This window comes from bacterium, from assembly GCA_040757115.1.
Classification (GTDB): domain Bacteria; phylum UBA9089; class CG2-30-40-21; order CG2-30-40-21; family SBAY01; genus JBFLXS01.
Genome location: JBFLYA010000182.1, coordinates 1 through 7,544, shown reverse-complemented (window position 1 = coordinate 7,544; position 7,544 = coordinate 1). Strand labels below are relative to the sequence as shown.

At 39.1% G+C, this 7,544-nt stretch carries 7 protein-coding genes; all 7 read left to right on the top strand.

What is annotated here, in order from left to right; genetic code table 11:
- Nucleotides 1-224 precede the first annotated feature (224 nt).
- A complete protein-coding gene (locus tag AB1422_14050) occupies nt 225-641 on the top strand; it encodes a hypothetical protein (GenBank protein ID MEW6620435.1) in 417 nt (138 codons plus the stop codon).
- A 248-nt stretch (nt 642-889) separates the two neighbouring features.
- The gene (gene groES / locus AB1422_14045; protein ID MEW6620434.1) at nt 890-1,177 is read left to right on the top strand and encodes a co-chaperone GroES; all 288 of its coding nucleotides are present in this window, start codon (nt 890-892) and stop codon (nt 1,175-1,177) included.
- Between the two features lie 184 nt (nt 1,178-1,361).
- Nucleotides 1,362-2,993, top strand: coding sequence for a chaperonin GroEL (groL, locus tag AB1422_14040; protein ID MEW6620433.1), 1,632 nt, complete (start codon nt 1,362-1,364; stop codon nt 2,991-2,993).
- A 145-nt stretch (nt 2,994-3,138) separates the two neighbouring features.
- Complete coding sequence (locus AB1422_14035) at nt 3,139-3,426, top strand: zinc ribbon domain-containing protein (GenBank protein MEW6620432.1); 288 nt, start codon at nt 3,139-3,141, stop codon at nt 3,424-3,426.
- A 45-nt stretch (nt 3,427-3,471) separates the two neighbouring features.
- Entirely contained in the window at nt 3,472-4,029 is a 558-nt protein-coding gene (grpE, locus tag AB1422_14030; GenBank protein MEW6620431.1) for a nucleotide exchange factor GrpE, read from the top strand.
- A 137-nt stretch (nt 4,030-4,166) separates the two neighbouring features.
- Nucleotides 4,167-6,092 (top strand): molecular chaperone DnaK, encoded by a 1,926-nt coding sequence (gene dnaK / locus AB1422_14025; GenBank protein ID MEW6620430.1) that lies wholly within the window; start codon nt 4,167-4,169, stop codon nt 6,090-6,092.
- Between the two features lie 55 nt (nt 6,093-6,147).
- Nucleotides 6,148-7,296: a molecular chaperone DnaJ gene (dnaJ, locus tag AB1422_14020; GenBank protein MEW6620429.1), complete on the top strand. Its 1,149-nt coding sequence runs from the start codon at nt 6,148-6,150 to the stop codon at nt 7,294-7,296.
- Nucleotides 7,297-7,544: the final 248 nt, after the last annotated feature.

The following is a 7,544-nucleotide window of genomic DNA, read 5'->3' as shown; positions in this document are numbered from 1 at the left end:
AAATCCTCAAAGGCTGAATTATCTCATCAAGAGATTTATAATGCCCTGGAGTTACCTTATCAACCAGGGAAAACAGTCAAATCATTTTGTGGGGATTCATACTGTAGTGCCAAAACTCAACCTCTCTACTCTGTAAGTTGTTGATAATACAAGACTTATTTTTTTAAGCGGCGAAGTTGGGCGAAGATTGTGATTTGGGAGATTCCTCAAAGTCTGAGAAAAAAATGCCAGAGGATTTGTGTTATGCTACAGTGAGCAAAAAGCGGGAGAAAGGTCGTGTGGTCAAAGTGGTGAAAACGATTGTATTTGGCACAGTGAAATTGTTGGAGAGATTGCTTGCACGCTCGAGGGTGAGTACTACAATTAATACCTCATTTGTGGAACGAAACAATGGTACGGATCGTGGGAAGAACTCACGAAAGAAGCGTAAGAGTTATTGCTTTTCGAAGGAGTGGAATCTGCATAATGCAATCTCTTACTTCATTGGATTCAGCTACAATTTTTGTTGGATAGTGCGAACATTACGAATAAAGGACATAGAGGGATACTGGCAGAAGCGAACTTCGGCCATGGCTGCTGGACTAACTGACCATCTTTGGAGTATAGAGAAATGGTTTACCTATCCAGTTAGAGGAGATTAGCTATTTTCAGACACCACCCAAATTTTCTTGAATAAGTAAAAAATTTTCTTGACAACAAAAATATCTTGTGTTATAATTTTAGCACTCAAGAAAAGAGAGTGCTAATTTTGAATAAATTAAGGGGGGTGATTAATAGAAAGGGAAGTTAGATTATCAAATGGGAGGGAAATTTAAAATTCTGGATTGGAAATTGTGAATTGAAACCAATTCAAAATCCAAAATTAAAATAAGAAAGGAGGAATTTGACAATGAAACTTAAACCGTTAGGAGACAGAGTGTTAGTTGAAAGAATGGAGGAAAAGGAACAGGTCAAGGGAGGAATTATCATCCCGGATACGGCTAAAGAGAAACCTCAGGAGGGTAAGATAATTGCTGTTGGAACCGGGAAAAGATTAGAAAGTGGTGAAATAAAACCGTTGGATGTAAAGGCAGGAGACAGGATTCTCTTTGGAAAATATGCCGGAACAGAGGTAAAACTTGATGACAAAGAATATCTCATTATGCGAGAAGATGATATTTTTGGGATTATCGAATAAGGAGTTTATGATTGCAAATTGCGAATTGTAAATTAAAAAAAATCCAGAAATCGACAATTCAGTTGTAGACTTGACTCAAGGCAAAATCAATAGGGCTTCACGAAATTAAAAGTAAGTGGTTAAATGGTGACTAATTACCATTCACCAGTTACTAATTACCAAAAGATAAGGAGGTATAAAACAAATGGCTAAACAGCTATGTTTTGGAGAAGAGGCAAGAAAAAATACCCTTAAAGGGGTGGATACCTTAGCCAATGTCGTTAAAGTGACATTAGGTCCTAAAGGTAGAAATGTGGTTTTAGACAAGAAATTTGGTTCACCAACGATTACCTGCGATGGCGTAACCGTAGCAAAAGAGATTGAATTAGAAAACGCGTATGAGAATATGGGGGCACAAATGGTAAGGGAGGTAGCGTCGAAAACATCAGATGTGGCAGGTGACGGAACAACAACGGCAACGGTTTTAGCTCAGGCAATTTTCCGTGAAGGGACTAAGAATATTGCCGCTGGGGCTAATCCAATGGCTTTGAAACGAGGGATAGAAAAAGCAACTGAGGCCGTGGTAGAAGAGATTAAGAAAAACGCCAAAGAGGTTAAAGAGAAAAAGGAAATGGCACAGGTAGCCACTATTTCTGCCCATATGGATGCCGCTATTGGCAATTTAATTGCCGATGCGATGGAAAAGGTTGGTAAAGATGGCGTTATCACCGTCGAAGAATCAAAAACAATGACCACGGAATTGGATGTCGTCGAAGGGATGCAGTTTGATAAAGGCTATTTATCACCATATTTTGTAACTGATGCCGAACGAATGGAATGCGTCCTTGAAGACCCATATATCTTGATTCATGAGAAAAAAATATCCGTGATGAAAGACCTTTTACCTATCCTTGAGAAGATAGTTCAAAAAGGGAAACCATTTTTAATCATTTCTGAGGATGTAGAAGGTGAGGCATTAGCGACTTTAGTTGTGAATAAGATTCGTGGCACATTGCGATGTGCGGCGGTAAAGGCACCAGGCTTTGGCGATAGACGCAAGGCAATGTTAGAAGATATTGCCATTCTTACAGGTGGCAGGGTTGTTGTCGAAGAATTAGGGATTAAATTAGAAAATCTCAAACTCGACGATTTAGGCCAGGCTAAAAGGATAACGATTGATAAGGATAATACAACGATTATTGAAGGTGCAGGTGATACGGCTGATATTAAAGCCAGAATATCACAGATTAAATTACAAATTGATGAAACGACCTCTGACTATGACCGTGAGAAACTTCAGGAAAGATTAGCTAAATTAGCTGGCGGCGTCGCAGTAGTTAAGGTTGGTGCGGCAACTGAAACCGAAATGAAAGAGAAAAAGGCACGAGTTGAAGATGCCCTCCATGCTACCAGAGCCGCAGTTGAAGAAGGAATTATCCCGGGTGGCGGAGTAGTGTTGCTGCGTGCACAACAGGTGGTTGATAAACTTAAATTAGAAGGGGATGAAAAAGTCGGTGCAATGATTGTTAGACGGGCATTAGAAGAACCTTTAAGACAAATTGCAGAAAATGCCGGATTAGAAGGTTCGATAGTCGCCGAGAAGATTAGGTTGGAGAAAGACCCTAATCTTGGCTACGATGCCTCAGAAGATAAATTCACTGATTTAGTCCAGGCAGGTGTGATTGACCCGGCAAAAGTAACTCGCTGTGCCCTGCAAAATGCAACTTCGATTGCAGGATTAATGTTGACCACAGAAGCATTGGTTACGGATATCCCTGAAAAGAAAAAAGATATGCCTCCTATGCCACCAGGCGGCGGATACGGGGATATGTATTAAGTAAGTAGTGAGCAGTGAGAAAAAATTTTAAGGAGTGGGAACTAAAAACTCCCACTCCTTGTTTTTTGGTGATTGGTAAGGGGTGAATACTATTTAGTTACCAGTTACCAATTACCAATTACCAACTTAAGTAGGTGATGCGAAAATGCCAACTTATGAATATGAATGCCTAAAATGTGGATTTAGATTTGAGGAATTTCAAAAAATTACAGATGAACCTCTAAAAAAATGCCCTGAATGTAAAGCAGAGGTTAAAAGGGTATTTACAGGAGGAGCAGGATTTCTATTTAAAGGCTCAGGCTTCTATGCCACAGATTATGTTCAGAAAAGCAAAAGTTATGTCGAGGCGGAAAAAAAAGAAATAGGCTACAAAGAACCTGAACCTAAAAAGCCTGATTCTAAAAAAGATAAAGTCTCCACCACGAAAAAATAGTTGAATTTAATTTAAAAATGTGGTATGATTAGAGAGGGGAAAAATTTGTCAAAGAAAAAAATTATTACACAACCAGAAGAACATATTGAGATTGAGAAGGTTGAAGAAAAAGTAAGTATTACAAAACAAGAGTTAGCTGAGTTTGAAAAACAGAAAATCCTTGCTGATGAATATTTAGACCATCTTCGCCGACTTAAAGCAGAATTTGAAAACTATAAAAAGCGTGAAGAAAAACAAAGGGCAGAATTTATAAAATTAGCTAATGAAAGGTTAATATGTGAATTACTGCCGGTAATGGATAGTTTCAACCGGGCATTGAACGAGGAACACCAAACCCATAATTTAGAGGCTTTTTTACAGGGGATGGAATTAATTTATAAACAATTAGAAGATGTCCTTGTAAAAAATGGACTTGTAGAAATAGAAACCATTGGCAAGCCTTTTGACCCAAATATCCATGAGGCATTAATGCAAATACAATCTGATGAATATCCTGAACATACAGTTGCTCAGGAATTAAGAAAAGGCTACTTATTTAATAATCGAGTTATCAGACCAGCACAGGTAGCCGTGACTAACCCTGGTGTCGTGTTGAACAAATAACGCACGGAATTTAATTCTGGTAATTGGTGATTGGCAAATGGTAATTAAATACTGTTTGGCTGAGCTCAGGACGAAGCCATCTAACCAATTACCAGTTACCAATTACCAATTACCAAAAATAAGGAGGATGATAGATTATGTCAAAGGTAGTCGGAATTGATTTAGGAACTACTAACTCTTGCTTAGCCATTATGGAAGGTGGTGAACCAAAGGTAATTGCCAATGTCGAGGGTGGAAGAACTACTCCATCGGTCGTTGGCTTTACCAAAACAGGTGAAAGATTGGTTGGCCAGATAGCTAAAAGGCAGGCAATTACTAATCCGGAAAATACTGTCTATTCCATTAAACGATTTATGGGAAGAAAATACGCCGAGGTCGGCAGAGAGATTTCTGAGGTGCCATTTAAAGTTATCGAGGCAAAAAATGGTGATGCCGGGGTGAAGGTCATAGACAAAGAGTATTCACCACCCGAAGTTTCCTCGATGATTTTACGGAAATTAAAAGAGGATGCAGAAAGTTATCTTGGTGAGAAAGTAACCCAGGCGGTCATTACTGTGCCGGCGTATTTTAATGATTCTCAACGACAGGCAACGAAAGATGCCGGTAAAATTGCTGGGCTTGAGGTATTACGAATAATTAACGAACCAACCGCCGCGTCTTTAGCCTATGGATTGGATAAGAAGAAAAATGAAAAGATAGCCGTTTATGATTTGGGAGGCGGAACATTTGATATTTCTATCCTGGAAATTGGCGAAGGTGTTTTTGAGGTTAAGGCAACTAACGGTGATACCCATCTTGGCGGAGATGACTTTGACCAGAGAGTAATAGATTATCTTTGTGACGAGTTTAAAAAAGAGCAGGGAATTGATTTGCGTAAAGACAAAATGGCACTCCAACGCTTAAAAGAAGCCGCTGAAAAAGCCAAGTGTGAGTTATCTACAACCATTTCGACTGATGTTAATTTACCATTTATTACCGCAGATGCCTCAGGACCTAAACATTTCAATCTTACCTTAACCCGAGCTAAATTAGAAGAATTGGTTGATGATTTAGTTGATAAAACCATCGGTCCTTGCCATCAGGCACTAAAGGATGCAGGATTTAAACCTACAGAGATGGATGAAGTGGTTTTAGTTGGTGGACAGACCAGAATGCCCAGAGTTCAACAGGTAGTCAAAGAATTATTTGGTAAAGAGCCGCATAAAGGTGTGAATCCAGATGAGGTAGTGGCTGTTGGTGCGGCTATTCAAGCCGGTGTCTTGAAAGGCGAGGTGAAAGATGTTCTTCTGCTGGATGTAACGCCTCTATCTCTTGGCATAGAGACTCTGGGACAGGTATTTACTAAATTAATTGAGCGAAATACCACCATTCCAACGAAAAAATCTCAAATATTCTCAACCGCCTCAGATAATCAGACCGCAGTAACCATTAATGTCTTACAGGGTGAACGGGCTATGGTCTATGACCACGGTATGAAAAGTCTGGGTAGGTTTGACCTGGTTGGTATTCCGCCGGCACCAAGAGGGATACCTCAAATTGAGGTAACTTTTGACATTGATGCGAATGGAATTGTGAGCGTTTCAGCAAAAGACCTTGGCACTGGAAAAGAACAGGCGATAAAAATAACACCATCCAGTGGTTTATCTAAAGATGATGTTGAAAAAATGGTCAAAGAGGCAGAAGGTCATGCAGAAGAAGATAAAAAGAAAAGAGAAGAGATAGAAATTCGCAATCAGGCAGATACTTTAATCTATACCACAGAAAAAACACTAAAAGAATATGGAGATAAGGTTTCTGCAGATGAGCGGAAAAATATTGAGGATAAGATTGCAAACTTAAAAGCAACATTAGAAGGTAAAGATACTGATGCCGTTAAAAAGGCAATGGAAGAACTAACTACTGCCTCCTATAAAATAGCCGAAGAGATGTATAAACAAGCCTCTGCACAACAACAAGCACAAGCACAAAGAGAAGAACAAACACCGCCAAAACAAGAACCTGAAGGGAAAAAGGAAGATGTGGTAGATGCGGAGTTTAAAGTAGAAGATGAAGAGAAAAAATAAGTATGTCAGATTCGTGAGACAGGTCTGAACGCTAAAAAGGGAGAAGGTGTAGTGGATTTTGACTAAAAAAAGAGATTATTATGAAGTTTTAGAGGTAAATAAAAATGCGTCTGTCGATGAGATAAAGAATGCTTATCGCCGGTTAGCCAAAAAGTATCATCCGGATGTCAATCCAGATAATAAAAAAGAAGCAGAGGAGAAGTTTAAGGAGATAGCTGAGGCATATGAGGTTTTAAGCGACCCGCAAAAACGCACTCAATATGACCAGTTTGGTCATGAAGGGATGAAAAATATCTTTGGTGATAGGGGATTTACCTGGTCTGATTTTACACATTTTTCAGACATTGAAGATATTTTAAGTAGTTTTTTTGGCGGAGGATTTGGAGATTTCTTTGGAACAGGTCGAACAGCACGAACAAAAAGGGTTTATCGAGGTGCAGATTTAAGATATGACCTTGAAATTACTTTAAAAGAAGCCGCATTCGGCTGTGAGAGAAAAATTACCATTGACCGTAATGAGGTTTGCCCTATCTGCGATGGAACTGGCGGGAAACCTGGTGTTGGGAGAAAAGAATGCCCTGCCTGTAAAGGCGCTGGACAGGTGAGATATACTCAAGGATTCTTTTCTATTGCTAAAACCTGTGATAAATGCTATGGCGAGGGAACGATTATTACTACACCCTGTGAACGATGCCAGGGGCGAGCCAAAATATCAAGAACGCGAACGATAAGCGTTAAAATTCCCGCAGGAGTAGATACAGGCTCTCAAATTAGACTTCGTGGAGAAGGCGAAGGAGGCGGTCATGGAGGTGAATCTGGGGATTTATATGTAGTTATCTTTGTTAAAGAAGATAAAACCTTTATTCGAGAAGATAATAATATTATCTGCGAGCTACCCATAAGTTTTTCCCAGGCCGCCCTGGGCACAGAGATAAATGTGCCGACCATAGATGGCGAGAGGATTAAAATGAAAATCCCTGCAGGCACTCAAACTCATAAGATCTTTCGGCTAAAAGGTAAAGGGATTCATTCGTTGCACGGTTATGGCAGAGGTGACCAGTTTGTCCGAGTAATCGTTGTTACCCCAACTCAATTAACTGAGAAGCAAAAACAACTTTTTGAAGAATTAGGTCGAATTAGTGGCAGTGAAATTAAAACGGACAAGGGTTTCTTTGATAAATTTAAAGATGCATTTGGGGGATAAGAAATGAGTAATCATTTAGACTATGTTAAGGGTCTGCAAAATAGGATTTAGGGGAGACAATAAATAAATATCAAATATCAAATATCAAATATCAAATATTAAATATCAAATATAAATATCGAAATGCAAAATTACAAATCAAATTTCAAAAAGGAAGTAGCAGGGTTTCTCAAAGAGTTGGAGGAATTTGGTAATATCTTTGCTTCAAGTATTTTAACGCTGAAAGGAAAGAGATAATTTTACTGAAC

Excerpts from the sequence above, each read along its gene's own strand:
- groL (MEW6620433.1), top strand. The coding sequence starts at position 1,362 with ATGGCTAAACAGCTATGTTTTGGAGAAGAGGCAAGAAAAAATACCCTT.
- groES (MEW6620434.1), top strand. The coding sequence starts at position 890 with ATGAAACTTAAACCGTTAGGAGACAGAGTGTTAGTTGAAAGAATGGAG.
- AB1422_14050 (MEW6620435.1), top strand. The coding sequence starts at position 225 with ATGCCAGAGGATTTGTGTTATGCTACAGTGAGCAAAAAGCGGGAGAAA.
- dnaK (MEW6620430.1), top strand. The coding sequence starts at position 4,167 with ATGTCAAAGGTAGTCGGAATTGATTTAGGAACTACTAACTCTTGCTTA.
- AB1422_14035 (MEW6620432.1), top strand. The coding sequence starts at position 3,139 with ATGCCAACTTATGAATATGAATGCCTAAAATGTGGATTTAGATTTGAG.